Source organism: Microvirga rosea (genome assembly GCF_020595095.1).
Classification (GTDB): Bacteria; Pseudomonadota; Alphaproteobacteria; order Rhizobiales; family Beijerinckiaceae; genus Microvirga; species Microvirga rosea.
In genome coordinates this window covers 199773-225927 of sequence record NZ_JAJDOP010000005.1, presented here as the reverse complement: position 1 = coordinate 225927, position 26155 = coordinate 199773, and the positions used below count along the sequence as shown (strand labels likewise).

The following is a 26155-nucleotide window of genomic DNA, read 5'->3' as shown; positions in this document are numbered from 1 at the left end:
CTAGCCTGCGCTAGAGTTCTGCGCCTTGAGGCGATACAGAGCCTCGAGAGCCTCGCGCGGCGTCATCTGATCCGGGTCGATGGCCCCGAGTGCATCCCGCAACGGATCCGGAGCGTTGCTTGCCGCCGGTTCCGGCCGCGTCGCCATTGCGAAGAGAGGCAGATCATCCACCAAAGCACGCTTGGGATGCTCCCGGTCGGAGCGTTCGAGTTCGCTCAGGATCGCTTTCGCCCGCTCCACGACGGCGATCGGCAACCCCGCCAGACGAGCAACCTGCAGCCCATAGGATCGGTCCGCCGTCCCCGGCACGACCTCGTGCAGGAAGACCACGTCCCCGTGCCATTCCGTGACCTTCAGCGTTGCATTGGAAATTCGCGGGAGCCGCTCCGACAGGGCCGTCAATTCATGGAAGTGGGTGGCGAACAGAGCGCGGCAACGGTTCGCCTCGTGCAGGTGCTCGATGGCCGCCCATGCGATGGACAACCCGTCGAAGGTTGCCGTTCCTCGTCCGATTTCATCGAGAATGACGAGGGATCGGGCTGTTGCCTGATTGAGGATCGCGGCGGTCTCGACCATCTCGACCATGAAGGTCGAGCGGCCCCGGGCCAGGTCGTCCGCCGCGCCGACCCGTGAAAAGAGCCGGTCGACGACCCCGATATGAGCCTCCCTGGCCGGTACGAACGATCCCATCTGCGCCAGCACCACGATGAGCGCATTCTGGCGCAGATAGGTGGACTTGCCGCCCATGTTCGGGCCGGTGATCAGGAGAATGTGACCGGCATCCTTGCCAGACAGGTCGGAATCATTGGCGATGAAGGCCTCGCCCTGCCGCTTGAGTGCCGCTTCCACAACCGGATGACGCCCGCCCTTGATCTGGAAAGCCAGGCTCTTGTCGATGGTTGGGCGTGTCCAGTCGAGGCGGGTCGCCAGATCGGCGAGCGCGGCCGTCACGTCGACCACGGCGAGCGCCTCTGCGGCCGACGCGATGTCGCTCGACAAGGCAAGAAGCTCCTGCACCATGGCGTCGAACAATCCGAGCTCGATCCGCAGGGCCCGGTCGGCCGCCGAAGCGATCTTCGATTCCAGTTCGCCGAGTTCTACGGTCGAGAAGCGCATCGCTCCGGCCATGGTCTGGCGATGGACGAAAAGCTCCTTCCACGGCTCCTTGAGCAGGTCTTCGCCGACATTCTGCGGCACTTCCACGAAGTAGCCGATCATGTGGTTGTGCTTCACCCGGAGGGCCCGGCATCCGGTATCCGTGGCGTAGCGCGCCTGCAGGGCCGCGATGAACCGTCGGGAATCCTGCTGGAGCTCCCGCAATTCGTCGAGATCGGAATCGTAGCCCGGGCGAATGAAGCCGCCGTCCCGCTTCAGGAGGGGCAACTCGTCGGCCAGCGCGGCCGCAAGCCTGTCGGCTGCGGTGGTATCGAGGGACTTCAGCCGGTCGGACGCCTCGGCCAGCTCTTTGGGCAGGACCGGAGCGATGGCCAGTTCAAGGCCGAGATCCCGGGCGGCCAGCAGGCCATCGCGGACGCAGGCAAGATCGCGCGGGCCACCTCGGCCCAGGCCGAGGCGCGAGAGGGCCCGGGCAAGGTCCGGCGAGCGCTTGAGGATACGGCGGATGCGCTCGCGAAGCTCTCCATTTTCCGCAAGGGCGGCGACCGAGTCCTGACGGTCGCGGATCCGGTCCGGGTCCGTCAGGGGGCCGGCGAGCCGCTCGCCGAGAAGCCGGGCGCCGCCGGGTGTGACGGTGCAGTCGATCGTCGCCAGAAGACTGCCCGCGCGTTCACCGGCAAGGGTCCGGGTGAGTTCGAGGTTCGCCCGGGTCGCCGCATCGATCGCGAGCGCGGCTCCGACGACGTCCCGCGAGGGCGGGTTGAGAACCGGGCGGCTGCCGATCTGGGTCTTCTCGATATAGAAAAGAGCACTTCCGGCCGCCGTGATTTCGGCGCGGCCGAACGATCCGAAGGAATCGAGGGTTGCGATCCCGAAATAGTCCTTCAGGCGCCTTTCCGCGGAAGCCGGGTCGAGGCCTTCCCGTGAGAGGGGGGTGATGGCCGCCTTGGTTTCGCGCCAGAAGGCCGCCAGCTCCGGATCGTCGTGGATCACATCCGGCACGAGGATTTCGCGGGGCTCGAAGCGGGCGATCTCGGCCGAAAGGCCTGTCCCGTCGGTTTCGCTCAGCACGAAATGACCTGTGGAAATGTCGACTGCCGCGAGGCCGTAGCACCATTCCTGATCGGACACGCGGCGCCGGGCGATCGCGAGGAAAAAGTTGGCCCGCCCCGGATCGAGGAGCCGATCCTCCGTGATGGTGCCGGGCGTGACCAGCCGCACGACATCCCGCCGCACGACGGACTTTGCGCCCCGCTTCTTGGCCTCTGCCGGATCCTCGGTCTGTTCGCAGACCGCCACCCGGTGCCCCAGGCCGATGAGACGCTGCAGGTAATCATCCGCCCGCTCGACGGGGACGCCGCACATCGGGATATCCTGCCCCTGGTGCTTGCCCCGTTTCGTCAGGACGATGCCGAGGGCCTGGCTCGCAATCTCCGCATCCTCGAAGAAGAGTTCGTAGAAATCTCCCATCCGGTAGAACAGCAGACTGTCGGGATTGGCGGCCTTGATCTCGATATATTGCGCCATCATCGGCGTGACGCGGCTGTCCGCCGCCGCTTTCGCCGGAACCGGCGCCTCGGATTCAGGGCGATCGGGGGATTGGTATCGGGCTTGTGACGACATCCTGACGTTCCTAGCAAAAGCTGCGCCGTCTTTCACCCGTGGCATAGGGTCAGAGGCCAGGGTGTGGACAAGTCTTGAGGGGAAGCGCGTCCTTGCCTTAAGGTCGCAGGCTCGCCTTTGGAAACGCCCCAATCATAAAAGACGCGAAACAGCAATGACAGATCAGCCGACGACCCGCCGCAGCCGCCCCACTTTCACCGATCAGGAGGCGCTTCAGTTCCATGCGCAGGGACGGCCGGGAAAGCTCGAGATCACACCGACCAAGCCGATGGCGACGCAGCGGGACCTTTCCCTAGCTTACTCGCCGGGCGTCGCGGTCCCCGTCAAGGCAATCGCCGAAAACCCCTCGCTGGCCTTCGATTATACCACCCGCTCCAACATGGTGGCGGTGATCTCGAACGGCACCGCGATCCTTGGCCTCGGCAATCTCGGGGCCCTTGCGTCGAAACCCGTGATGGAAGGCAAGTCCGTCCTGTTCAAGCGCTTTGCCGACGTGGACTCCATCGACCTGGAGGTCGACACGGAGGATCCGGACGCCTTCATCAACTGCGTGCGCTATCTGGGCCCCTCTTTTGGGGGCATCAATCTCGAGGACATCAAGGCGCCCGAGTGCTTCATCATCGAAGAGCGGCTGCGCGAACTCATGGATATCCCGGTTTTCCATGACGATCAGCACGGCACGGCGATCATCGCGGCCGCGGGACTTCTCAACGCCCTGCATCTTACCGGGCGCGACATGGCGAAAACCAGACTTGTGGTCAATGGCGCCGGTGCCGCCGGCATCGCCTGCACGGAACTCCTCAAGGCCATGGGCTTCGCGCCCAACAACGTCATTCTCTGCGATACCAAGGGCGTGATCTACAAGGGCCGGACGGAGGGCATGAATCAGTGGAAATCGGCCCATGCCATCGAAACGAAGGCTCGCACGCTGGCGGAGGCTCTCGATGGAGCGGACGCGGTCTTCGGCCTGTCCGTCAAAGGGGCCTTCACGGATGAGATGATCCGCTCCATGGCCCCCAACCCCATCATCTTCGCCATGGCCAATCCGGATCCCGAGATCACCCCGGAGGAGGTGGCCCGCATCCGGGACGACGTGATCATCGCAACAGGGCGGTCCGATTATCCGAACCAGGTCAACAATGTGCTCGGCTTCCCGTACATCTTCCGCGGCGCGCTCGACGTGCAGGCAACAACGATCAACATGGAGATGAAGATCGCAGCCGCCGAGGCTCTGGCGGATCTTGCCCGCGAGGACGTTCCGGACGAGGTGGCGGCCGCCTATCAGGGCACACGCCCGCGTTTCGGGCGGGAATATATCATTCCGGTGCCGTTCGATCCGCGGTTGATCCATACGATCCCGCAGGCCGTCGCCCAGGCCGCGATGGATACGGGTGTCGCGCGCCGTCCCATCGTCGATATGCGCGCCTACAAGGCGCAGCTCTCCGCCCGCCGGGATCCCGTGGCCGGGACGCTCAACGGCATCTTCGAGCGCGTGCGCCGCTTCCCGAAACGGGTCGTCTTCGCGGAGGGCGAAGAGGAGCAGGTGATCCGCGCCGCGCTGTCGTTCGTCAATCAGGGGCTGGGACGCGCCATCCTGGTGGGACGCGAGGACCGTATCCATGCGACGGCGGAACAGGCAGGGATCGACCTCGAGGGGCGGGAGGGAATCGAGATCCACAACGCCCGCCTTTCTCACCGCAACAGCACCTATGCCCAGTTTCTCTATGAGCGTCTGCAGCGAAAGGGCTTCCTGTTTCGCGATTGCCAGCGCCTGATCAACCAGGATCGCAATCACTTCGCGGCGTCCATGGTGGCGCTCGGCGATGCGGACGCCATGGTGACGGGCGCGACGCGCAATTATTCGACGGCCCTCGCCGACGTGCGCCATGTGGTGGATGCAAAGCCCGGACATCGGGTGATCGGTGTTTCTCTCTGCCTCGCGCGGGGCCGCGCCGTTCTGGTGGCCGACACGGCGATTCATGAGATGCCTGACGCGCAGGAGCTGGCGGAGATCGCCATCGAGGCGGCTGGTGTCGCCCGTCGTCTCGGATACGAGCCGCGGGTGGCCCTTTTGTCGTTCTCGACCTTCGGTCATCCGCGGGCGGAGCGTGCGGAGAAGATCCAGGAAGCGGTTCGCATTCTCGACGGCATGCGCCTGGACTTCGAGTACGATGGGGAGATGTCGGCCGATGTGGCGCTGAACCGGGATGGAATGGCGCAATATCCGTTCTGCCGTCTTACGGGCCCCGCCAACGTGCTGGTCATGCCGGCTTTTCATTCCGCTTCGATCTCGACGAAAATGCTGCAGGAGCTTGGAGGCGCGATGGTGCTCGGGCCATTGGTGGTCGGCCTCGACAGGCCGGTGCAGATCGTGTCCCTCGGCGCAACGGATGCGGACATCGTCAACATGGCGGCGCTGGCCGCCTACAATATCGGCGGTTAGCGCAGCGGTCCGCTCACCGCAGGCCCTGCGCAATCAGAATGGCGCCGCCGCATATGATGGCGGCGTCCAGAATGGCGTTGTGAATATGAATCGGCAGAGCCTCCGTGAGGCGCTTGGCGATGAAGGCGCCTGGGGTCGCCGATAGGCCGACAAGCAGCGCCATGATCCACGACGACAGGGGCAGTGCGCCGAAAGCCTGAAAGGCCCCGGTCTTCGCAACCCCAAGCGTCATGGAAATGACCGCGTCCGTTGCGACGACCGCACGACCGTTCAACCCGGATGCCATGAGGATCGAGAGCAGCACGACGCCGGATCCCGAAGTCCCGCCGACGAGAAGCCCGTATCCGGCGCCCGCTGCGAAGAGGCCTCTGCCTGAAAGCTGGGCGCTGAGCCGTTTCAAGGCGAGGCGCAGCGGCACCATGACTATCAGGAACGAACCGATGAGGATGCTGGCACCCCTGCCGGACAGGAACGTGTACCCGTAGGCGCCGATAAAGCATGTCGGGATCGCCATCACGGCGACGATCAAGGCGCGACGGCGGTCGATGTCGTTCCAAAATGCGACGACGCGGCTGCCATTGGTCAACAGAGCCGAGGCGCCGATGATGGGGACGACCGCATCCGCACCCACGATGGGAGCAAGGACGAGCGGCATCAGGAGACCGGTCCCATAGCCGGCGATTCCCCCAAGGGTTCCGGCTCCCAGAGCACACAGCGCGACAAGCGCGAACTGAATAGCCGTCACTTGGTCAAGCATGGGATCGTCTCATCAATGATGCGGTTGGTCGGAGCGCGACAGGGGATTTCGTCGGGGCTGGTCGGCGTCGGCTCGCCCGGACGGAAGAGGGACATGGTGGCTGCCTTGACGGCCGCAAATCCTTCCGTACCTCTCATGAGTTCGATCTCTCCCCGCTGACCATGCCGAATGGCATGGGCCATCAATCGCAACCGAATGTCGCTTTTTCCATGGAGCGTCTCGTCCGCCATGGCAATCGCTCCCTGGTGGTGATGCGTCATCAGGGAGATAAACAAGGGGGCGAAACCATCGTCGCTCACCCGCCTGAGTTCCCCGATCCGGTCTGCTGAAAGCATCCCCGGCATGGCCCTATGATCCTCGGCGGTGGCCGGCGGAAGCAAGCCGGGAAACCAGCTGCTCCAGAATTGGCGGAAAACCGCGATATCGCCCTTCTGGGAGGCGGCCATCAGGCGGGCGGTATCCCGCAGGTCCGGATCCTGTGCCCGTTCGACCGCCAGAAGCGCCAGTTCGAGCCCTTGATCGTGGTGAGCCGCTATGCGGCGCATGTAGGCCTGGTCATAGACGGCGTCTTGCCCCATCCATGGCAGTTCGCGGTTCTGCCAACCCAAGAACGCGAGAGCGCCCAACACAACCAAGCCAAAGACCGCAAGAAAACTCCAGATTCCGGCAAAGCGTCGATGCGGGGATGGCACCCGGCCCGCCATCCAGTCCCTCAGCCTTGGAAATAGCGGATAGATCGAGGCCGATGTCGCATGAACCAGGAAGCCGATCCAGTAAGGCTGTTCCAAGATAAAGATTGGCTGCCGGAACGGCAGGAGCGGAACGAGGAAAAACCATTCGAGGCTGGATGTGAAAACGGCCCAGGGCAGCGCAAGCAGCAGGAGAGCCCAGGGACCCAGCGAGGCGGTCCACCTGCCGAACAGTCCGAAAAAGACCAGCGCCCAGGAAAAGTCCGCCCATTGATGGAAGAGAATCCCCGCAACGATCGACATCCATGAGGGATCGACATGGATTATCCCTGAGCGGAGCGGAATGGTTGCCACGGTCATCCAATCGACCAGGGCATCCCGTCCGATCCGGGTGGCGGTGAACTGACTCACGAGCGTCGAGAACGTGCTTGAGATCAGGCCCAGAAGCGCGGCGCTGCGCCAATTCAGGCCAATCCTCGGCCATCGGGAACCCGTCATTCTCACGCTCGCCGCACTTGGGAAAACCCTCCGACAACGTCGCAGCCTCGCCGTTGATCCACTCAAGCTTCACCGGAGGTTCAGGAAAAGTTGCTCAGGGATTCGGAAACGGAGGGCAGGGTGCCATTTTTTGAGAATGGCGCTGGAGCTTTCTCCGGAATAAAAGCATCCGAACGAAGCAAAGAAGGGGTATCATGAGCAACCGGAATCCAACGACCGTCGTCTTCGATGTCGGCAACGTCCTTCTGCGCTGGGATCCGCGCAACCTTTACCGGACGATCTTCGAGGACGAGGCCGAGATGGAGTGGTTCCTCTCGACCGTCTGCACCAATCAATGGAATCTTGAGCAGGATCGCGGGCGTGACTGGGACGAGGCCGTAGCCCTCCTGGTGCGGGATTATCCGAGCCACGAAGCGTCGATCCGTGCGTTCCACCACCGTTGGGAAGAAACCGTTTCCGGTATCATCGAGGAGAATGTCGATCTGCTCGGCCGTCTGCGCAACGCGGGTATTCCGAACTACTGCATCACGAATTTCTCCAGCCCCAAATTCACGATCGCGAAGAAGCGCTTCCCGTTTCTGGATGGATTCGACGGCACGATCGTCTCGGGAGACGAGCGGCTTTTGAAGCCGGAGCCCCGGATCTACAATCTCCTGCTCGATCGCTATGGACTTAAGGCCGAGGACTGCATCTTCATCGACGATTCCAAGGCAAACGTGGAGGGCGCCCGCTCCGTCGGAATGCATGCGGTCCATTTCGTGGAGCCGATGGATCTCGCGGCCGAGCTTCGGCGCTATGGGATCGCCGCCTGACAGGCACCTTGCCCTCGGGCTCAGTCTGCGCCATCAGGCAGCATGCGTGCCTTTGAGACCCGACTTCCCATCGATGAGGTGCTCGCCGACCTGACGGCGAGCCTTCGCGTGCGCTCGAACGCGGTTCTTGTGGCTCCTCCCGGCGCCGGCAAGACGACGCGTGTTCCCCTTGCGCTTCTCGAAGAACCCTGGGTCGAAGGGCGCAAGCTCATCGTGCTCGAACCGCGCAGGCTCGCAGCCCGTGCGGCGGCCGACCGGATGGCCCGAACCCTCGGTGAAGCCGTCGGCGAAACGGTCGGGCTTCGGGTTCGTCTCGGCTCCAAGGTCGGCCGAAAGACCCGAATCGAGGTGGTGACGGAGGGTGTGTTCGCGCGAATGATCCTGGGCGATCCCGCCCTCGACGGGATCGCCGCCGTTCTGTTCGATGAATTCCATGAGCGCTCCCTGGATGCGGATTTAGGTCTTGCCCTGGCGCTCGATGCGCAGGCCGGCCTTCGGGAAGATCTGCGCCTTCTGGTCATGTCTGCGACTCTCGACGGCGCGCGGGTCGCCAAGCTCCTTTCAGATGCACCTGTCATCCGGTCCGAGGGGCGGGCCTATCCGGTTGAGACCCATTACCTGGGGCGTGATCCCAACCGGCGAATCGACGAGCTGGTGGCGGAGGCTGTCACGCGCGCCTTGCGGGCGGAAAGCGGGTCGATTCTCGTGTTTCTGCCTGGACAGGGGGAAATCCGGCGCGTCGAGATGCTTCTTCGGGAGCGCATCGCCGATCCGGCTGTCGATATCGCCCCGCTCTACGGGGCTCTCGATCGGGCCGAACAGGACCTGGCGGTGAGTCCGGCAAAGCCCGGCCGTCGGAAGGTCGTGCTTGCGACGTCCATCGCCGAGACATCGTTGACCATCGAGGGCGTTCGTGTGGTTGTCGATTCCGGTCTCGCCCGGGTTCCCGTCTACGAGCCGGGGATCGGCCTGACGCGGCTCGAGACCGTGCGTGTTTCCCGTGCGGCGGCTGATCAGAGACGCGGCCGTGCGGGACGAACCGAGCCCGGCATCTGCTATCGTCTGTGGGAGGAAGCCGCCACCGGCGCGCTCGAGGCTTTTGCTCGCCCTGAAATTCTGTCGGCGGATCTGGCGCCGCTGCTCCTCGATTGCGCGGCCTGGGGCGTGACGGATCCGGCTACTCTCGCGTTCCTCGATCCGCCGCCGCCGCCGGCGCTCAAGGAGGCCCGGGCACTGCTTCAGCAGCTTCATGCTCTCGATGAGGATGGCCGTATCACCGAGACCGGCCGTCACCTGCGCGACCTTCCCTTGCCGCCGCGCCTTGCCCGCATGGTGCTCAAAGCGGGAGAGAGCCGGCAGGGAAGGGAGGCCGCCGATATCGCTGCGGTCCTCGTCGAGCGGGGGCTTGGCGGCGACGGGACGGATCTTGGCGAGCGCGTGGAGCGCTTCCGCCGCGACCGATCGCGGCGTGCCGAGGACATGCGCCGCATGGCTCAAGGCTGGGCGCGCGGCGGAGCGTCCGCGCGCTCTTCCGACGCCGCGCTTTCCCCTGGTGCGCTCCTGACCCTGGCCTACCCTGACCGTTTGGCGAAAGCCCGCGGAAAGCCCGGCGAATACCTCATGGCCAACGGCCGCGGGGCTTCCCTTGAAGCGCACGATCGATTGGCCAAGGAGCCCTACCTGGCCATCGCGGAAATCGCGGGCGGAGCGGCCTCGGCGCGGATCCTCGCGGCGGCGGCGATTGCGCCCGATGAGATCGATGTCATGTTGGGCGATGATATCGAGCGCCGGGACAAGATCGTTTTCGACCGACAGGCCAAAGCGCTCCGGGCCCGTGCGGTCCGGCGTTACGGCGCCCTCGTCCTGAACGAGCGGCCGCTACCGGTTCCGGCAACGGAGGAAAGCGCCAGAGCTCTTGCCACGGGACTGATGGGACTGGGATTATCGGCTCTGCCCTGGTCCAAAGCGCTTGCCCAATGGCGGGAGCGGGTGATGTTCCTCCGGAAAGCCGAGGGAGAGGACTGGCCGGACCTCTCCGATGAGGCTCTCGCCGCAACGGCCGAGGAATGGCTTGCACCGCACCTTGTCGGGAAAACCGGTCTTGCCGATCTCGGCCCGGATCACCTCAGCGAAGCGCTGAGGGGGCTCATGCCCTGGAATCTCCAGCGTCGTCTCGATGCGGAAGCGCCGACCCATCTGGAGGTGCCGACCGGCTCGCAGATCCCGATCGATTATGGCGCGGAGGAAGGGCCTGTTCTGGCGGTGCGCGTTCAGGAGCTGTTCGGGCTCGATCGACATCCGACCCTGGCGGGCGGACGGGTGCCCTTGATCCTGCACCTCTTGTCGCCGGCTCAGCGTCCGATCCAGATCACCCGGGACCTGCCGGGCTTCTGGCGCGGTTCCTGGGCCGCCGTGCGGGCTGACATGCGGGGCCAGTATCCCAAGCATCCCTGGCCGGAGGATCCGCTCACGGCTCCTCCGACGCGACGCGCCAAGCCGCGAGGGACATGAGAGTGCCTTATGGGGCGAAGCTGGCAATCAACCGTTCGGCGGTCGCCCGGTTGAGCGCCATGGGAATGTTGTAGACGAGGGCCAGCCGCATCAGAGCCTTCACGTCCACGTCGTGCGGATGAGGGGACAGCGGGTCGACAAAGAAGAACAGCGCATCGATCCTGCCCTCGGCGATCATCGCGCCGATCTGCTGATCGCCTCCAAGGGGGCCGCTCTTCAGACGTGTCACGGTCAGAGACGGGCACCGTTCCATGACCCGTCCGCCGGTCGTGCCGGTGGCGTAGAGGGTGAAGGGCTGAAGAGCATTTTCATGCATGGCGACGAAATCGGCCATGTCATCCTTTTTGGCGTCGTGAGCCACGAGCGCCAATGTCATTTTCTGCATGAGATCTTAGGTCAGTTGTTCCAGCGATCGCGCCATTGCATCTCGCCGGTCAGACAATTGGCCCGGGGAGGATTCTGGATGCGTTCGATACGGGGGATCTGCGGGGTGAGATTGGCGACTTCGAGGAGGATCTTGGTCTTGATCGCGTTGATGAACTGATCACGCTCGCGAACCGGAACCATGAAAGACCCCTGACCTCCAATGACGCAGTCCCTGTAATAGATGTCGAGTTCGGGAATGTCGAGGTAGCCGGGCTTGCGGAGCATGATCGGCAGCCCGTTGATGATGATGCCCTTCGCAAGCGCGTCATCCCGCGCCTGCTCCACGCCGCGGCCCTGGTTGTTGGGACCATCCCCCGACACGTCGATGACCTGGCGGGTCGCGGTGGCGTCGAGCTCGTCGAAGAGCTTGGAGCTGAAATCGATGGCGCTGGAGATGGAGGTCCGTTGCGCCCGGCTCAACGGTGTCGACGAGATCCGGTCGGCGAAGGCCATCAGGCTCTCGGAATTGTCGAGGACGGTCCAGGGAATGATCACCTTCTGGTCCGAGGCCCCGGCCCATTCCACATAAGTGACGGCAATCCTGCCGACCAGCCCGGCCCGGATCGCCTCGTGGACGAGCGGGGAGCGAAACGCCTGCGCAAACCCCTCGCGCTGCAGAGCCTGCTCTTCCGTGTCCATGGAGAAGGATATGTCGACCGCCAGAACGAGGGCGAGGTCGATCTCCGTCTGCGCCTTGGCCTTCGGCGGGGCGCTGAACAGTCCCAGGACCAGGAAGAGCCCCGCAACGAAACGCATACAGCCGGAACGAACCATCGGTAATCTCCCCTGAGGAGCCGGTCTGGTCCGTTGAAGTGTGCCAGCTTCCTGGCACGACGCAAGGTCAAGTTTTGCTTCGCTTCCTGTCCACAATGGCTAGGGCGGCCTGGAAGGCGCCGTCTGCGTCGAGATTCGTCGTGTCGAGGGTGATCGCGTCGGCCGCAGCCTTGAGGGGGGCGGTTGCCCGGTTGATGTCCCGCTCGTCCCGGCGCCGGATATCCGTGAGGATCGTTTCGTAGGTGACGTCCTCACCTCGCCGGACAAGCTCCAGATGACGGCGACGGGCACGCTCTTCCGGCGTCGCCGTGATGAAGAGCTTGACCTCCGCGTCGGGGCAGACGACCGTGCCGATGTCCCGGCCATCAAGCACCGCGCCCGGCTCCAGGCTCCCGAACTGGCGCTGGAAGGCGAGAAGCGCATCCCGCACCGGCTGGTAGGCCGAGATCACCGAGGCGGACTCGCCCATCGCAGCGCCGCGCAGGTCCGGGGCATCCAGATGGCTGACGTCGAGATTCCGTGCGGCGTCGGCCGCCGCGTCCCGGTCCGTCAGCGGAATGCCCTGTCCGAGGAGGACCGAAGCAACCGCACGGTACAAGAGGCCCGTATCGAGATGGGCGAAGCCCAGATGGTCCGCCAGGCGCTTGCCGAGCGTTCCTTTGCCGGAGGCGGCGGGGCCGTCGATTGCAATAATCATGGATGCATCAGTCGAGGATCGTGGCACCAAGTTCGCGCATGAGCGGGATGAAGGTGGGGAAGCTCGTGGCGATCATGGCCCCATCGTCGACCGTGACAGGCTCCGCCGTCGCCAGGCCCATCACGAGGAACGACATGGCGATCCGGTGGTCGAGATGGGTCGCAACGGGCTTTCCGCCGCCCCGCACCTTTCCGCCGGTTCCATGGACGATGAGATCGTCCTCTTGAATCTCGTGCGGCACGCCAGTCTCCGCGAGGCCGGCCGCGACGGCCGCCAGACGGTCGGATTCCTTGACACGCAGTTCATGAAGGCCCTGCATGCGCGTTGTCCCTTCGGCAAACGAGGCGGCAACGGCCAGGATCGGGTATTCGTCGATCATCGCCGGCGCCCTGTCGGCCGGAACCGTGACGCCGCTGAGACGGCTCGCCCGGACCCGCAGGTCGGCAACCGTTTCGCCGCCTTCGTCGCGTTCGTTCAGGCGCTCGATGGATGCGCCCATCTCCAGGAGGGTCGTGATGAGGCCGGTCCGAAGCGGATTCATCATCACGCCTTCGATCCCCACGTCGGAACCCGGTGTGATCAACGCAGCCACGATCGGGAAGGCGGCCGACGACGGGTCGCTGGGGACGATCACGGTCGTGCCCCGGAGCTCCGGCTGGCCCTCCAGGGTGACGGCACGTCCATGCTGGCCGTGGGGAACAACCTCCACCGTTGCGCCAAAATGGCGCAGCATGCGTTCCGTGTGGTCCCGGGTCGCCTCGCTTTCGATCACGGTCGTCCTTCCGGGCGAGTTGAGGCCTGCCAGAAGAATGGCCGATTTGATCTGGGCCGAGGCTGCCGGCGTCTCGTAGGTGATCGGGATCGTCTCGCGGGGGCCGCGCAGAGTCAGCGGGACCCGTCCTCCCTCCGCTTCGCTCACCACGGTGACGCCCATCTTGACGAGCGGATCCAGGATGCGGCGCATCGGACGTTTGCGCAGCGAGGCATCGCCGTCAAAGGTGGCGCTGATGGGGTGGCTGCCGGCAACGCCCATCATGAGCCGTGACCCGGTGCCCGCATTGCCGAAATCCAGAATCCCGGTGGGCTCGACTAAGCCGCCAATCCCGGCGCCGCGAATCCGCCAGCGGCCGGGCGCTTCCCGGGTGATATGGGCGCCAAGGGCCTTGCAGGCCTCGGCCGTGCGCAGCACATCGTCGCCTTCGAGAAGTCCCTCCACCTGGGTTTCCCCGATGGCGAGCAAGCCGAAGATCATGGACCGGTGGGAGATCGACTTGTCGCCCGGAACCCGAAGGCGCCCCTTCAGGCCCCCGCCGGCGCGGCTGGTGACCGGTGATGCCACTCCATGTGCGTGCCCCATGCTCGCCCCTTTCATCCTTATAACTGGCGGCTCCTAACACGGGCATTCGGTGCCGTCATCCGGGCAGGCGGCCCTGTCTGGACTTCTCCTGCAATTTCTTATTTGACAAGGGGGGCCCTCGCGACTAACGGAGCCTTCCCAACATTCACATTGAGGCATGAACCCGTGGCCAAACCGGAACTCGGCTTGAAGCGCCAGTGCATGAGCTGCGGCGCGAAATTCTACGATCTCAACAGAGATCCCGCCGTCTGCCCGAAATGCGGCACCGTCTTTCAGGTTACGGCACTCAGCCGCGTGGCGGCTCCTGCCGTTGCTCGTTCGACCGAGGATGAGGACGAGACCGAGCTCGAGACGGCCGGCGCCGAGATGGTGTCACTCGACGAGGTCGAGGCTGGCGAGGCCGATAAGGATCTTCCGACCGACGACGATATCGACGTGGCCGATGACGTGGCCGACGACGACACCTTCCTTGAGGATGAAGAGGAAGGGGACGACGATGTGTCGGACCTGATCGACAGTGATCTGGAGGACGATGAAGAGGCTTGAACCTCTGATCGGACCCGACTATAGAAGCGCCGCTGCCTCTCGGCGGCGATCCTTTCCGCGGTGCCCCATCACCGCGGCCAGCGTGGGGCCATAGCTCAGTTGGGAGAGCGCTTGAATGGCATTCAAGAGGTCGGCGGTTCGATTCCGCCTGGCTCCACCAAATATTCCTTCCCAAACATATCTCTTCTTCTGAGTTCCGCGATCCCGCGAGCGGCCCGCCGCCGATCACCGTCCCGCCTCGCATAGGGCTGCGTCCCGAAAGTCAGCGGCCCGGGGTGCATGGCACATATGTTCGCCGCCATTCTGCCGCCCGTTCCCGAAGGTCCCTATTCTTCAGCTCTTCGGTCGTTATCGTCCGATAGTCCCGCGCCGTTGATGGAGAGGAACCGTTTCGATGATCATGTCCCGTTCCGAGGTTCGCACCGAGCACGCCAGCAAGTACCTGACCCAGCTCAGCAAGCATTGGAGCCACCGCTTCCCTGATCTCACCTACAATGCGGAGCGCGCCGACATCCCGCTGCCGAACGGACCCTGCATCCTGGAGGCGGGCCCCGATCACCTGCGCATCACGCTCAGCGGCGCATCGGAGGAGGGGATCTCCCGCATGGAGCAGGTCGTCGCCGATCATCTGCTGCGCTTTGCGTTCCGGGAACCGCTGGAGATCGTGTGGACTCGCGAGGGGTAGACCGGCGATGCTCCGGGGACATTCATGATTCCCTCTCCCTATTGAAAGGTTTACGCTGTGCCGGAACATAACCTCCAGGTCGTCCTCGCCTCGCGCCCGACCGGTCGGCCTTCGCCTGCGAATTTCAACGTCGTGCAAGCTCCGGTTCCGGCTCCGGGAACGGGCGAAGTGCTGCTCAAGATCCGCTATCTCTCGCTTGATCCCTATATGCGGGGACGGATGAGCGATGCGAAGTCCTATGCCGCTCCGGTGGGGATCGGCCAAGTGATGGAAGGCGGTACGGTCGCCGAAGTGATCGAGAGCCGCCATCCGGATTTCGCCGTCGGCGATATCGTCTTGTCGCATTCGGGATGGCAATCCCATGCGGTGTCCGACGGCACGGGATTGCGCAAGCTCGATCCGGAAGCCGCGCCCGTGACGACGGCCCTCGGGGTTCTCGGCATGCCCGGCTTTACGGCCTATGCGGGACTGCTCACCATTGCGCAGCCCAAGCCCGGCGAGACCGTGGTGGTGGCTGCGGCAAGCGGACCGGTCGGTTCGGCGGTGGGGCAGATCGCGCGCCTCAAGGGAGCTCGGGCTGTCGGGATCGCGGGCGGCGCAGACAAGTGCGCCGTGGTGAAGGACGCCTTCGGCTTCGATGCCGCCATCGACCATCGCTCGCCGACTTTCGCCGAGGAGCTCAGGGCCGCCTGCCCGAACGGCATCGACGTCTATTTCGAGAATGTCGGCGGAGCCGTGTGGGATGCGGTTTTCCCCTTGCTCAATCCGTTCGCCCGCATTCCGGTCTGCGGCCTTGTCGCCCAATACAACAGCACCGGACCTTTCGAGGGACCGGACCGGCTGCCGATCCTCATGCGGGACATTCTCACCAAGAGCCTGTTGATCCGCGGTTTCATCCAGAGGGAGTTCGTCGACCAGCGGCCCGCCTTCTACAGGGACATGGCGCAATGGATCGCGGACGGGCGCGTCAGGTACAAGGAAGATATCGTGCAGGGCCTCGAAAGCGCCCCGGACGCGTTTATCGGACTTCTCGAAGGGCGGAACTTCGGCAAGCTGATCGTTCAAGTTTCCTGATCCTTGAAACGGCCCGGGTTCCGGGACGATAGAGCACCCCCGTCATTCCGGGACGGCCCTGCGGGCCGGGCCCGGAACCCAGAGCCGCTGAGGTTTGTGGACGGGTGCGCGGCTGCCATGGCTCCTGATCCGGGATCGTTAGCGGCTCTGGGTTCCGGGCTCTCGCGCGGCTCGCCCCGGAAGGACAGAGCACCACCGTCATTCCGGGGCGCCGCAGGCGAGCCCGGAACCCATACACGCTGAGGGTGCTGGAAAAGAACGCAACGGCTGCCATGGCTCTTTCTCCTGAACGGTCGTGGTTCTGGGTTCCGGGCTCTCGCTGAGGCTCGCCCCGGAATGACGGCGGAGCGCGTCACGGCATGGGGCCATGTCCTCCGGGCTGAGTGGCCCGGAGGGGAAGCGATCGAGGGTGGCGCGTCGGGCAGCCCGGCTCGCGGATGAGGAGAAGGGAAGAGCCGGGAGGCCTCTTCGCGCACGGTTCTTTTAGGCGGACAGGAGAGGCAAGGCTCAGGTCTCGCCGCAGGCGGGATCCGTCTCGTGCGACGGGGGCCTGCGACCGATCCCGACAACCCGCCCAAGCATCCTGGGCCTCCCGTCACTTGCTTCTGCGTAGGAAGCGAGCACGGGACCGTGTCCGGTCCCGCTCTTGCGACGCCTCGCGAGTGCGCCCCTCGTCAGGACCTGATCTGCGTAACGATATAGCTCAGCTTGTCCCGCCAGTCAAGAACAAAATGAGAACAATGATATCGAGGGGCAATCACTGAACGCGCGGGAAAGGCAATTCCGGTCTCACATCGCTGCGCCGACGGCGAAGATCTGCCGTTCGTTTCCCTGCCTCAACCGGCAAGCGTATTCTTATGGATCTTGCCGTCCTTCATGATGAGTCGAAGGTTCGCGTCGGGGTTCTCGATCAGGCTAATGTTCTCGACAGGGTCTCCATCGATCACGAGGAGGTCCGCGAAGGCTCCTTCCTCGATGACTCCCAATTTGCCCGGATAAGGATTGCGCTGATGAGACAGGCCCAGCAGCTCGGCGTTCGTTGACGTCGCCATCCGGAGGATCTCAAGATTGGCGTACCAGCGCGTCAGGTGCGTCAGCATGTTACCCTGACGGGCCGCCATGGTAGCGGAGAAAAGCAGGTCGGAGCCGAACGCCGTCTTGATCTTGTGCTTGCGTGCCAGGGTGTAGGCCATGTCCGTTCCTGCAATGACCTGCCGCAACTTGTCCTGGCTCGGGCCCGTCAGCGGCACGGAATCCTCGGCGCTGAGAAACGGCTGAATGCTCAGCCAAACGCCCTGGTCGGCCATGATCCTCGCGGTGTCCTCATCCATCAGGTGAGCGTGTTCGATGCAGGCGGCGCCGGCGGCGATGGCGCGTCGAATCGTATTCGGAGCATAGGCATGCACCGTCACATAGGTGTTCCAATCCCTGGCGACATCGACGGCGGCGCGCAGGTCGGTTTCACTGAAGGTCGTCATGTCGAGCGGGCTTCGGGGCGATGACACGCCGCCGCCGCCGACTAGTTTCAATTGTGACGCGCCCTGCAGCAGTTGTTCCCGTGTGCGCAGCTGCACTTCGCCGATGCTGTCGGCGATCATGCTGCCACCCAGTGTCTCGATCGAACTGAGCTGGCCGGATCGCCGGGGCAGATCCGTGAGCATGCGCAGGTCGCCATGGCCGCCCGAGGTCGTGATCATCGCGCCGGAAGGATAGATGCGCGGCCCCGGAATGAGCCCGTCGTCGATCGCCTGCTTGAAGGAGAAAACCGGGCCGCCGAGATCGCGGATCGTTGTAAAACCCCGCAGCAGCGTGCGCTCGGCTTCGGCTGTCGCCGCCGTGAAGATATAGCCCGGATCCGCTGCCGCCAGAACCGCCGCCGGAATAGCCGCTAAAAGCGCGTGCCAGTGGGCGTCGATCAATCCCGGCATGAGAACACGATTGCTGCAATCGATAATGACGGCGTCGGATGGCGGCGCGCTGTTGGTCGTGTCGACCGACGCGATCCTGTTCCGCTCGATCAGGACTTGGGTACCTTCCCGTATCGGGTTTGTGCCATCGAACAGACGCAGCTGGCGCAGCAATATCTTGCCGGTTGGGCCCGCAGGTTGCGCGAAGGCCCGAGCCGCGCTTCCGGACGTTGCCAGCGCAGCACCCAGGCCGCTCAGAAATCCGCGCCGCGAGAAGCTTGCCAGCCTGTCCACCACCTGTCGGATCTGCGGACTGTGACAAGGGCAGTCGAGGCCACGAACCATGTGTTGGTACTTCATCCCGACTCGGATCATCGTTGCCTCCTCGGCTCCGATTGACGACCTCGGCGTACGCCGCAGGATCAGCAGGCATGATCTCCCCAAAACCGTACCTGTATTCGGGCCGGAATACTATTGCGGTCAAAGATCGTTGCGACAAACCATTGAGCAGCCCATGCAATATTCACGATTACGGGAAAACACTTGGTTCAGGATGGGGGTTTTACTGAGTTGCGGAAAGCAACGCGGCATGTTTCCGCCGCGGCTGAAACGATACGGGCCTCGCCGCCGTCTCCATCCGGATGTCCGAGAACGTCTCGCCTTGGGCTATCAGTCGAGATTGTCGCCGGAGCAGCCCGCACGCCAATAGGCGGCGATCAGATGCTCGGAGGTCGGGATTTGCCATTCCCTTCGCACGAGCTTCTTCAGGCACAGACAGGTCTCTCTTTCGCAGCCGGCCCAGATGAAGCGGCGCATGTCGCCCGCCGGCACGCCGACCTGACGAATGGCGTCTTCCATCATTGACCGCGTTGCGCCGGGAGAGCCTTTGCGATGGATCCAGCGGATGTCGAGTTTGGCATTGGAGCGGAGAGGCTGCTCTTCTGTCTCGTCCTCCACTTCCACGATCGCCGTCGCCTGGCATCCGGCCGGAAGGGAATTCAGGATCCGGCTGATCGCGGGAAGGGCGGTTTCATCGCCGGCGAACAGATACCAATCCGCCACCGGAACGTCACCGCCTCCGGGGCCCATCACGCCGACCAGGTCGCCCGGCGCGGCCTGTCTGGCCCATGTGGAGCCCGGCGTCGCATCCCCATCGTGCAGAACGATATCGATATCCATTTCGCCGCGCGCCGCATCGATGTGGCGGATCGTGTAGATCCGGATGATCGGGCGATCCTCTCCGGTCGGCCAGACGGGGCGGCCGTCTTCGCCGGTCACGGGCCATGACGGCGCTTGCCCGGCCTTCGGCGGGATCAGGAGGCGCACATGCAATCCGCCCGTTTCAAAGCGTCCGATATCCGGTCCGCTCAATGTGACTCTGCGCATGCGCGGCGTGACGTTGCGCGCGCTCACGACGCGCATCTCGCGAAAATAGGGAAGCGGTGTCCCGGCCGCGCCGTCACCGGTCCAGACGAGACGCGGTTTCTCATCCACGACGAAGGTCGACAGATGTTCCGCAACGCTCATCTTCACGTAGGACAAGGAGGTCGGATCATGCGCTTCGGCGCGAAGATCCAGGCCATTGTCGCCGGCGGTGATCGTGAGCGTTCCAAAGGCCATCGCCAGGCGGGCGGAATGCGCGGTTCTGCTCACTTCGCCGAACTCGGCGAAGTAGTCGCACAACTTGCCCATGACCGCATTCGGCATCGTCAGAGACACGTGGGCATGAGCACTCAGAGATGGCGACGTCACGAAATGGCTCCTTCACGAAATCATCCTGCGCGGCGTGTGCGCAGAAGCCAGATGAGATAGGGCCCACCGATGAGCGATGCGAAGAGGCCCAACGGAAGCTGGTACGGAAAGGTCGCGACCCGGCAGAGCCAATCCGCTCCGACCATCAGGACGGATCCGATGAGGATTGCGGCAAGCACCTGGTTCGCACGCGAGAAGCCTGCAAGTCGCGCCATGTGCGGCGCGACCAGTCCTACGAGACTGAGCGGTCCCACAAGAAGTGAGGCCGCCGCCGTCAGTCCCGAGGACAAAAGAAGCAGGGAAAGATGAACGGAGCGGACCGGCAATCCGACGGCGCGGGCCGAGGCCGACCCGAGCGGCAGGATGTCGAGCCATCGCATCACGAACGGAAGAGGCGCCAGCAACGCCGCCGCGATGACGGCCGATGCACAAGCCTCGCCCCATGTCACCTGTTGGGTCGAGCCGCTGATCCAGGCGAGAAGCTGGAAGGCGCGTGCATCGCCGGTGGCCGTCGCCGCATTGACGATGGCGCTGCAGAACGCCCCGATGGCGATGCCGCTCAGGAGAAGGCGTTCCGGATGCCTTTCCTTTCGTCCGGCGATCGCCAGGAGTGTCGCGAGAACGAGCAGCACCCCTATCAATGCTCCCGCGAGGCGGGACGAAAGCGTCGGAGCCGCCTGGGTGACCAGAACGACGGTCAGGCCGACCCCTGCGCCTGCGCTGACACCGAGAACCTCGGGACCGGCCATCGGATTGCCGGTCAGGCGCTGAAGCATCGCTCCCGCCGCCGCCAGCATGCAGCCCGCCGCTGCCGCCGCCACGACCCGTGGCCCACGGAAGGGGAGAAGATCGTTCAGGAGAGATCCGGTTGCCACATGCCAGCCTTCCGGCCCACGCCCGATCAGAAGCGCCGCAGCCGCGACGGCGGCCGTCAGGCACGCGAGGATCACGAGGGCAGGCCTGGCATGCCGGATGCGGCGCACAGGCGTTGGTGACGGCGCGGCAAGCTGCTGGTGTGACACCCGGATGCGACGGACGAGATAGAGAAGCAGCGGGCCGCCGAGCAAAGCCGTCGCGGCACCGGTCGGAACGATTTCCGCAGAGCCCCGAAAGCCGAGTTGGATGAGGCCGTCCGTGAGCCAAAGCACGATGGCGCCGATCACCGGAGCCGACAGCAGGATGTCCTTGCGCCGACGTGCGCCGCACAGTTTCGCGAAAGTGGGCGCCGCAAGGCCCACGAAGCCGATGATGCCCACTTGTGCCGTCACGGTGGTGGCAAGCGTCACGGCGATAACGAGCGCGAGAAGGCGTAAAGCGAGGAGGTTCGCACCCATGCTCCTTGCGCCCGCATCGCCGAGTTCGAGCACTTCGAGGGGGCGCCTCAGGAGAAAGGCGCCGAGGAGGCAGAGCCCCAGCACCAGAGCGATTGTGCGGGCATGGCTCCAATCCTGCTGCCCGAGCGAGCCGCTTCCCCAGATGAGGAGAGACATCATGTACTCGCCGTTCGCCAGGATCAGCGTTGCGCTCAGAGCGATGGCGATCAGGGAGATCACCATTCCGGCGATCACCACCGTGACGGGCTCCAGTCCCTGTTTCCATGTCAAGGACAGGAGCAGGACCACGACGGCGCTCCCGCCGAAGAAGGCGACCGTTTCACGGCCCGCCTCCATCAGCGCGGGTGCAAACAAGGTCGCGGCCGTCATGGCGAGCTGCGCGCCCGCCGAGATGCCGAGCGTGGAGGGATCGGCAATCGGGTTTCTCAGGACTTGCTGCAGCAACGCGCCGGAGAGCCCGAGCGCCGCACCGGCCAGCAGAGCGACGGCCGCGCGGGGCAGCAGGCTGCTGAACAAGAGAACGCGGTTGAAATCGAAGCTTCCGCTGCTCCCGAGCGGCAGCAATCCGGCGATCTGATGACTGCAGAGTGCCAGGGCACCCACGGCTGCCAACGCCCAGAACACGATGGCGGATCGCGTTGCCGGTGCCTCAACCATCGGACCGTGCTCCTGGCGCCAGAAGGGCCTCCGTCAGGAGCCGGGCGAACCGACGCGCCGCCGGAAGCGCGCCGAACGGGTTGGCCGACGGAATGATCGCGACCCGGCGGTCTCGGACGGCCGGGATCGCTTTCCAAAGGGCGCTGGTGGCGAGAGTGCCCTGCGCGTCCGGAGGGACCGGGGACACGATGACGATGGCCGCGTGCGGCACCTCGGCGAGCGCTTCGAGCGGGATCGGAGCCGTGGCCCCGTAGCTCGTGGGACGGGGCCAGGCATTCTCAAGACCCAGGCGCTGGAGAACATCGCCGAACATGCTGTCGGGACCAAACACCCGAAAATGCCGCGCATCCCCGAGATTGATGAGGAAGATCGGATGAGCCGCCTTGCCGGTCAGCCGTGCTCGCGCCCGTTCGAGCTCCTGTGCGGAAATCTCGATGGCGGCTTGAGCCTGCTGCTGCCGTCCGAGCCGCTCGCCCAGGGCCCGGGTCACCTGCTCCGCGGGCGCATAGGGCGGGCGTCCCGGTTCATAGACGGAATAGGACGCGACGGGCGCGACACGCTCAAGACTCTCTTTCGCCCAGGCGAACCATGGCGAGCTGACGATGAGGTCCGGGTTCGAAAGGCGAAGCATCTCGAAGTTGGGGGATCCGCGCAATCCGAGATCCGCGACCGACGGCGGGAGCGGCGGCTCGAGGGCGATTTTTCCGAACTGAACGAGCTCCGTGGCCGCCACCGGCACGATCCCGATCGCCAGGAGCGTTTCCAGCATCGCCCAATCGACCACCGCGATCCGCTCGGCCGCGCTGCCGCGCGCCGGTGCGACGCATGACGCCCCGAGGGCGGCCCCCAGAAGGGTCCGGCGGCTCAAGGTCGTGAGGTTGCGGGCAGGTGGCATGAATGTCCAGCTCGAAGGAAATTGTTGTCAGGGGTGCCGGGACATTTATACTTTTAGAACTGAAGCCGAATACTGCGTGGATAGAGCACTCATTCGACCAAATGCTTCCATTTTCGCAAGTCGCCGTCAGCAGGCCTCTGCTCAGTCGTCCTCATGAGATCGCGGCACTGAATGAACTGCAATCTCATGATCGTCAATCAAAAAATCGATAAAATTCCATATCGATCATCAACTTGGAAGTTTTCCAAACTACGGCTCGCCGAAAAGAATTCGGTCTGTTCCGCAGGCGCATGCCATGCCTGAGGGCCGCGGGCGGAGCGGCGCAGCACAAATCCTCTAGATTATATCTGTTCTAAATAGAGTTTCTTCATGGGTATTGATTGATAATCTGTAGTTTAGATGAATTCAAAAACATAGTTGTTGCGTATTCAAGAGCATCGCCATAGTCAAAGCGCCCATAGCGGTTTGGGCTCTGTCGAGGGCCGCAATGTTGGCGAAAGGCCGAGGGGCGCGTGATGAGTGGTCGTCATCTGTTGAGCATGGGCGTGAGCCTGTTTTCGCTTGTGGCTGTGATGGGGATCGCCGGTCCGGCTCTCGCGCAGGTCCAAGGGGCATCGGGAGAAATCGCCCTCGATACCGTCACCGTCGAAGGACAGGGCGGATCCGCGACCGGCCCGATCAACGGCTATGTCCCGTCGCGCACCGCGACGGGTTCGAAGACCGATACCCCGATCGAGCAAATTCCCCAGGCCGTCTCCGTGATCGGCCGCGAGGAAATGGAGGATCGCCAGGTTCAGAAGGTCGACGAGGCGCTGCGCTACACCGCCGGTGTCTATGCCCAGCCCTTCGGCCTCGATTCCGATACGGACTGGTTCTACATCCGCGGCTTCGACGCCGGACAGACCGGCGTCTTCCTGAACAATCTGCCACTTTATCAGTACGGCTTCGGCGGGTTCTATATCGACCCGTTCGTTCTCGAGCGCATCGAAGTGCTGAAGGGGCCGGCTTCGGCGCTCTACGGCGGCAGCGCATCCGGCGGCATCGTCAACCTGGTCAGCAAGCGTCCGACCACCGAGCCCCTCCGCTATATCGAGGCCGGCATCAACAGCTGGGGCAACGGCTATGGGGCCTTCGACTTCGGCGGCGCCCTCGACAAGGACAAGATCTGGTCCTACCGCCTCACCGGAAAGCTGTCCGGCGGCGGATGGGAGACCCGCAAGGCCGATGATTTTCGCGGCGTGATCGCTCCCGCCTTCACGCTTCGCCCCAACGCGGGCACCGAGCTGACCCTGCTCAGCTCCTATCAATACATTGATCTCAAGCATACGGGCGGTTTCCTGCCGTATGTCGGTACCGTCGTGCCCGCTCCCTTCGGGCGGATTTCGCGGCGCTTCTACTATGATGAGCCGGGCGTCGATCTTTACCGGCGCCAGCAGGCCATGCTCGGATACGAGTTCAAGCACGACATCAACGATGTGTGGACGGTTCGACAGAATTTCCGCTACGCCCGCACGGACTCCAAGGAGCGCGGGCCTTATCCCTATGGCTATCTGGATCCGGCGACCGGCTTCCCCGGACCTGTTCCCTTCGGCCCCGACTTCCTGCTCTACCGGATCGGCTTCAACCACCATACGGTGGTCAATACCCTGAGCCTCGACAATCAGGCGGAAGCCAAGTTCGGCACCGGTCCCCTCAATCACACATTGCTGCTGGGGTTGGACTACAAATACTACAACATCGATCACATCCAGGCATCGGGCGGCGGGACGCCGATCAGTGCCGTCAATCCCATCTACGGTGCGCCGCAAGGCCCGGCCGTGCCCTACCTGGATCAGAACCTGACCATGAATCAGCTCGGGTTCTATGCGCAGGATCAGATCCGTCTCGGAGGTTGGATCGCGACCCTGAACGGACGCTATGACCGCGTCACTATGAACAGCACGGACAAGGTCGGCGCGGCAAACTTCTCGGAAAACACCGGGGAATTCAGCGGGCGTGCCGGACTGGGATATGAATTCGCCAACGGCCTCGTGCCGTATGTGGCGGTGTCCCGTTCGTTCAACCCACTGATCGGCTCCGATGTGCGCGGCCGCGCGTTCGAGCCGGAGACGGGGCAGCAGTACGAAGTGGGTCTCAAGTACAAGCCGACCTCCTTCGACGGACTGATCACCGCTGCGCTGTTCGACCTGACACGCCAGAACACCCTGACCACGGATCCCACCAACGTGTTCTTCCAGGCCCAGCTCGGCGAAGTCCGATCCCGCGGTTTCGAAATCGAGGGCCAGGCCAACATCGGCAAGGGTCTGAAGGCCGTCGCGTCGGTCACGGCCTATAACATCGAGATCACGAAGGACAGCAACCTTGCCCTGATCGGCAAGCGCCCGAACGTCGTGCCCGAGTTCATCGCGTCGACCTGGCTCGACTACACGGTGCAGGACGGCATGTTCAAAGGCTTGGGCTTCGGGGCAGGCGTCCGTTACAACGGCTTCTCCTACGCGGACAACGAGAACCTGCTGAAGGTCCCGTCATCAACCGTGTTCGATGCCGCTATCCGCTACACCTACGATAACTTTACGATTGCGCTGAACGTCAACAACATTTTCGATCGTGAGTATGTGTCGTCCTGCCAAACGCAGTACACCTGCAATTACGGGGCGGGACGTGTGGCGACCCTGAAGGCAAGCTACAAGTGGTGACGGATCGCCCGTGAACAGCGTCTCCAGGATCAGGACGTTCATGTCGCCCGGCACGAAACAAGCTCCGTCGCCCTCCGGGGCGGCGGTCCTGTTCGAACTCGATTCCGTGAGCTTTGCGGTTCAGGACAGAACCTTGTTGGGGCCCTTGAGCCTGCCCTTGCAGAGACAGCGTGTGATCGGTCTCGTCGGTCACAACGGTTCAGGCAAATCGACCCTTATCAAGCTGCTCGCGCGCCAGCAGGCGCCCACCGGAGGCCGGATCTCGTTCCACGGAAAGGCCCTGCATGAATGGGGCAGCCGGTCCTTCGCCCGAATGGTCGCCTATCTGCCGCAGCAGATGCCTCAGGCATCGGGTCTTCTTGTGAAGGAACTCGTCGCGCTGGGCCGCTATCCCTGGCATGGAGCGCTCGGCAGGTTCGCCGCTGCCGATCGCGAGAAGGTCCTGGAGGCGATGAACCTGACGGGCATCGAGCCCATGGCCGAGCGCCTCGTGGATACCCTGTCGGGAGGCGAGCGCCAAAGGGCCTGGCTTGCCATGCTGGTGGCGCAGGATGCCGAATGCCTGCTCCTCGACGAGCCGATCTCGGCCCTGGACGTGGCTCACCAGGTCGAGGTGCTGTCTCTGGTTCGCCGCTTGTCGGCCGAGCGCGGTTTGAGCGTTGTCGTCGTGCTGCACGATGTGAACATGGCGGCGCGGTTCTGCGATGAGATCATCGCATTGCAGAATGGCCGCCTGATCGCTCGTGGCACGCCGGCGGAAATCGTGACGCCGGCGCAGCTGCAAGTCATTTACGGCATCGCCATGGACGTGATGGCGCATCCCACGACAGGTCAGCCCATCAGTTTCGTCCGCTGACAGAGTTTACTTGCTGGCATCAGCCAACGGCGCTACCTAGTTCTGCCTTC

General features: G+C 64.0%; 19 protein-coding genes and 1 tRNA gene. 9 read left to right on the top strand and 11 right to left on the bottom strand.

The features are described from left to right. The gene (gene mutS, locus LJD17_RS14975) at positions 1–2739 is read right to left on the bottom strand and encodes a DNA mismatch repair protein MutS (RefSeq protein WP_227384985.1); all 2739 of its coding nucleotides are present in this window, start codon (positions 2737–2739) and stop codon (positions 1–3) included. 154 nt (positions 2740–2893) lie between these two features. Here mutS and LJD17_RS14970 point away from each other — a divergent pair, with 154 nt between their 5' ends. Beyond that, positions 2894–5182, top strand: coding sequence for an NADP-dependent malic enzyme (locus LJD17_RS14970; protein WP_227384984.1), 2289 nt, complete (start codon positions 2894–2896; stop codon positions 5180–5182). Positions 5183–5195: 13 nt separating this feature from the next. On the opposite strand, the gene LJD17_RS14965 is transcribed toward LJD17_RS14970, so the two are convergent. Both LJD17_RS14965 and LJD17_RS14960 read right to left on the bottom strand, forming a co-directional pair. Further along, positions 5196–5939, bottom strand: coding sequence for a sulfite exporter TauE/SafE family protein (locus LJD17_RS14965; protein ID WP_227384983.1), 744 nt, complete (start codon positions 5937–5939; stop codon positions 5196–5198). Then, positions 5924–7126: a DUF305 domain-containing protein gene (locus tag LJD17_RS14960; RefSeq protein ID WP_227384982.1), complete on the bottom strand. Its 1203-nt coding sequence runs from the start codon at positions 7124–7126 to the stop codon at positions 5924–5926. The genes LJD17_RS14965 and LJD17_RS14960 overlap by 16 nt, the downstream gene beginning before the upstream one ends. Before the next feature lie 194 nt (positions 7127–7320). Between LJD17_RS14960 and LJD17_RS14955 the strand changes: the two genes are divergently transcribed. Beyond that, positions 7321–7938 (top strand): HAD family hydrolase, encoded by a 618-nt coding sequence (locus tag LJD17_RS14955; RefSeq protein WP_227384981.1) that lies wholly within the window; start codon positions 7321–7323, stop codon positions 7936–7938. A gap of 42 nt (positions 7939–7980) precedes the next feature. Next, positions 7981–10449, top strand: coding sequence for an ATP-dependent helicase HrpB (gene hrpB / locus LJD17_RS14950; RefSeq protein WP_227384980.1), 2469 nt, complete (start codon positions 7981–7983; stop codon positions 10447–10449). Between the two features lie 7 nt (positions 10450–10456). Here the strand turns inward: hrpB and LJD17_RS14945 are convergent, their stop codons facing one another. The 4 genes from LJD17_RS14945 to aroA form a co-directional block, all read right to left on the bottom strand. Next, positions 10457–10834 (bottom strand): methylglyoxal synthase, encoded by a 378-nt coding sequence (locus LJD17_RS14945; protein ID WP_227384979.1) that lies wholly within the window; start codon positions 10832–10834, stop codon positions 10457–10459. 11 nt (positions 10835–10845) lie between these two features. Next, on the bottom strand, positions 10846–11649 hold the full coding sequence (locus LJD17_RS14940; protein ID WP_227384978.1) for a DUF1194 domain-containing protein: 804 nt from the start codon (positions 11647–11649) through the stop codon (positions 10846–10848). A 67-nt stretch (positions 11650–11716) separates the two neighbouring features. Then, on the bottom strand, positions 11717–12346 hold the full coding sequence (cmk, locus tag LJD17_RS14935) for a (d)CMP kinase (RefSeq protein WP_227384977.1): 630 nt from the start codon (positions 12344–12346) through the stop codon (positions 11717–11719). A gap of 7 nt (positions 12347–12353) precedes the next feature. Then, entirely contained in the window at positions 12354–13703 is a 1350-nt protein-coding gene (gene aroA, locus LJD17_RS14930; protein ID WP_227384976.1) for a 3-phosphoshikimate 1-carboxyvinyltransferase, read from the bottom strand. A 165-nt stretch (positions 13704–13868) separates the two neighbouring features. On the opposite strand from aroA, the gene LJD17_RS14925 reads away from it, so the two are divergent. From LJD17_RS14925 to LJD17_RS14910, 4 genes are all read left to right on the top strand, one after another. Beyond that, entirely contained in the window at positions 13869–14249 is a 381-nt protein-coding gene (locus tag LJD17_RS14925; RefSeq protein ID WP_227384975.1) for a TIGR02300 family protein, read from the top strand. A gap of 84 nt (positions 14250–14333) precedes the next feature. Then, a tRNA-Ala gene (locus tag LJD17_RS14920) sits at positions 14334–14409 on the top strand. Positions 14410–14643: 234 nt separating this feature from the next. Next, positions 14644–14934 (top strand): DUF2218 domain-containing protein, encoded by a 291-nt coding sequence (locus LJD17_RS14915; protein ID WP_227384974.1) that lies wholly within the window; start codon positions 14644–14646, stop codon positions 14932–14934. A 57-nt stretch (positions 14935–14991) separates the two neighbouring features. Next, positions 14992–16008, top strand: a complete 1017-nt coding sequence (locus LJD17_RS14910) for an NADP-dependent oxidoreductase (RefSeq protein ID WP_227384973.1) — start codon at positions 14992–14994, stop codon at positions 16006–16008. A gap of 836 nt (positions 16009–16844) precedes the next feature. Here the strand turns inward: LJD17_RS14910 and LJD17_RS14905 are convergent. From LJD17_RS14905 to LJD17_RS14890, 4 genes are all read right to left on the bottom strand, one after another. Next, a complete protein-coding gene (locus tag LJD17_RS14905) occupies positions 16845–18290 on the bottom strand; it encodes a metal-dependent hydrolase family protein (protein WP_227384972.1) in 1446 nt (481 codons plus the stop codon). A 294-nt stretch (positions 18291–18584) separates the two neighbouring features. Beyond that, positions 18585–19667: a DUF2218 domain-containing protein gene (locus tag LJD17_RS14900; protein WP_227384971.1), complete on the bottom strand. Its 1083-nt coding sequence runs from the start codon at positions 19665–19667 to the stop codon at positions 18585–18587. 20 nt (positions 19668–19687) lie between these two features. Further along, positions 19688–21658, bottom strand: coding sequence for a Fe(3+)-hydroxamate ABC transporter permease FhuB (gene fhuB / locus LJD17_RS14895; protein WP_227384970.1), 1971 nt, complete (start codon positions 21656–21658; stop codon positions 19688–19690). Continuing rightward, positions 21651–22553 (bottom strand): ABC transporter substrate-binding protein, encoded by a 903-nt coding sequence (locus tag LJD17_RS14890; RefSeq protein ID WP_227384969.1) that lies wholly within the window; start codon positions 22551–22553, stop codon positions 21651–21653. Before LJD17_RS14890 ends, fhuB begins: the two co-directional genes overlap by 8 nt. A gap of 515 nt (positions 22554–23068) precedes the next feature. Between LJD17_RS14890 and LJD17_RS14885 the strand changes: the two genes are divergently transcribed. Further along, positions 23069–25249, top strand: a complete 2181-nt coding sequence (locus tag LJD17_RS14885; RefSeq protein WP_227384968.1) for a TonB-dependent siderophore receptor — start codon at positions 23069–23071, stop codon at positions 25247–25249. A 40-nt stretch (positions 25250–25289) separates the two neighbouring features. Beyond that, entirely contained in the window at positions 25290–26105 is an 816-nt protein-coding gene (locus LJD17_RS14880) for an ATP-binding cassette domain-containing protein (RefSeq protein ID WP_227385211.1), read from the top strand. Positions 26106–26155 lie beyond the last annotated feature (50 nt).

Bases quoted from the DNA above. Each gene is read 5' to 3' on its own strand.
- LJD17_RS14960 (WP_227384982.1), bottom strand. From the start codon at position 7,126: ATGACGGGTTCCCGATGGCCGAGGATTGGCCTGAATTGGCGCAGCGCC.
- aroA (WP_227384976.1), bottom strand. From the start codon at position 13,703: ATGGGGCACGCACATGGAGTGGCATCACCGGTCACCAGCCGCGCCGGC.
- LJD17_RS14915 (WP_227384974.1), top strand. From the start codon at position 14,644: ATGATCATGTCCCGTTCCGAGGTTCGCACCGAGCACGCCAGCAAGTAC.
- LJD17_RS14890 (WP_227384969.1), bottom strand. From the start codon at position 22,553: ATGCCACCTGCCCGCAACCTCACGACCTTGAGCCGCCGGACCCTTCTG.
- LJD17_RS14880 (WP_227385211.1), top strand. From the start codon at position 25,290: ATGTCGCCCGGCACGAAACAAGCTCCGTCGCCCTCCGGGGCGGCGGTC.
- LJD17_RS14945 (WP_227384979.1), bottom strand. From the start codon at position 10,834: ATGCAGAAAATGACATTGGCGCTCGTGGCTCACGACGCCAAAAAGGAT.
- LJD17_RS14965 (WP_227384983.1), bottom strand. From the start codon at position 5,939: ATGCTTGACCAAGTGACGGCTATTCAGTTCGCGCTTGTCGCGCTGTGT.
- LJD17_RS14955 (WP_227384981.1), top strand. From the start codon at position 7,321: ATGAGCAACCGGAATCCAACGACCGTCGTCTTCGATGTCGGCAACGTC.
- fhuB (WP_227384970.1), bottom strand. From the start codon at position 21,658: ATGGTTGAGGCACCGGCAACGCGATCCGCCATCGTGTTCTGGGCGTTG.
- LJD17_RS14940 (WP_227384978.1), bottom strand. From the start codon at position 11,649: ATGGTTCGTTCCGGCTGTATGCGTTTCGTTGCGGGGCTCTTCCTGGTC.
- LJD17_RS14970 (WP_227384984.1), top strand. From the start codon at position 2,894: ATGACAGATCAGCCGACGACCCGCCGCAGCCGCCCCACTTTCACCGAT.
- LJD17_RS14905 (WP_227384972.1), bottom strand. From the start codon at position 18,290: ATGATCCGAGTCGGGATGAAGTACCAACACATGGTTCGTGGCCTCGAC.
- cmk (WP_227384977.1), bottom strand. From the start codon at position 12,346: ATGATTATTGCAATCGACGGCCCCGCCGCCTCCGGCAAAGGAACGCTC.
- LJD17_RS14885 (WP_227384968.1), top strand. From the start codon at position 23,069: ATGAGTGGTCGTCATCTGTTGAGCATGGGCGTGAGCCTGTTTTCGCTT.
- hrpB (WP_227384980.1), top strand. From the start codon at position 7,981: ATGCGTGCCTTTGAGACCCGACTTCCCATCGATGAGGTGCTCGCCGAC.
- mutS (WP_227384985.1), bottom strand. From the start codon at position 2,739: ATGTCGTCACAAGCCCGATACCAATCCCCCGATCGCCCTGAATCCGAG.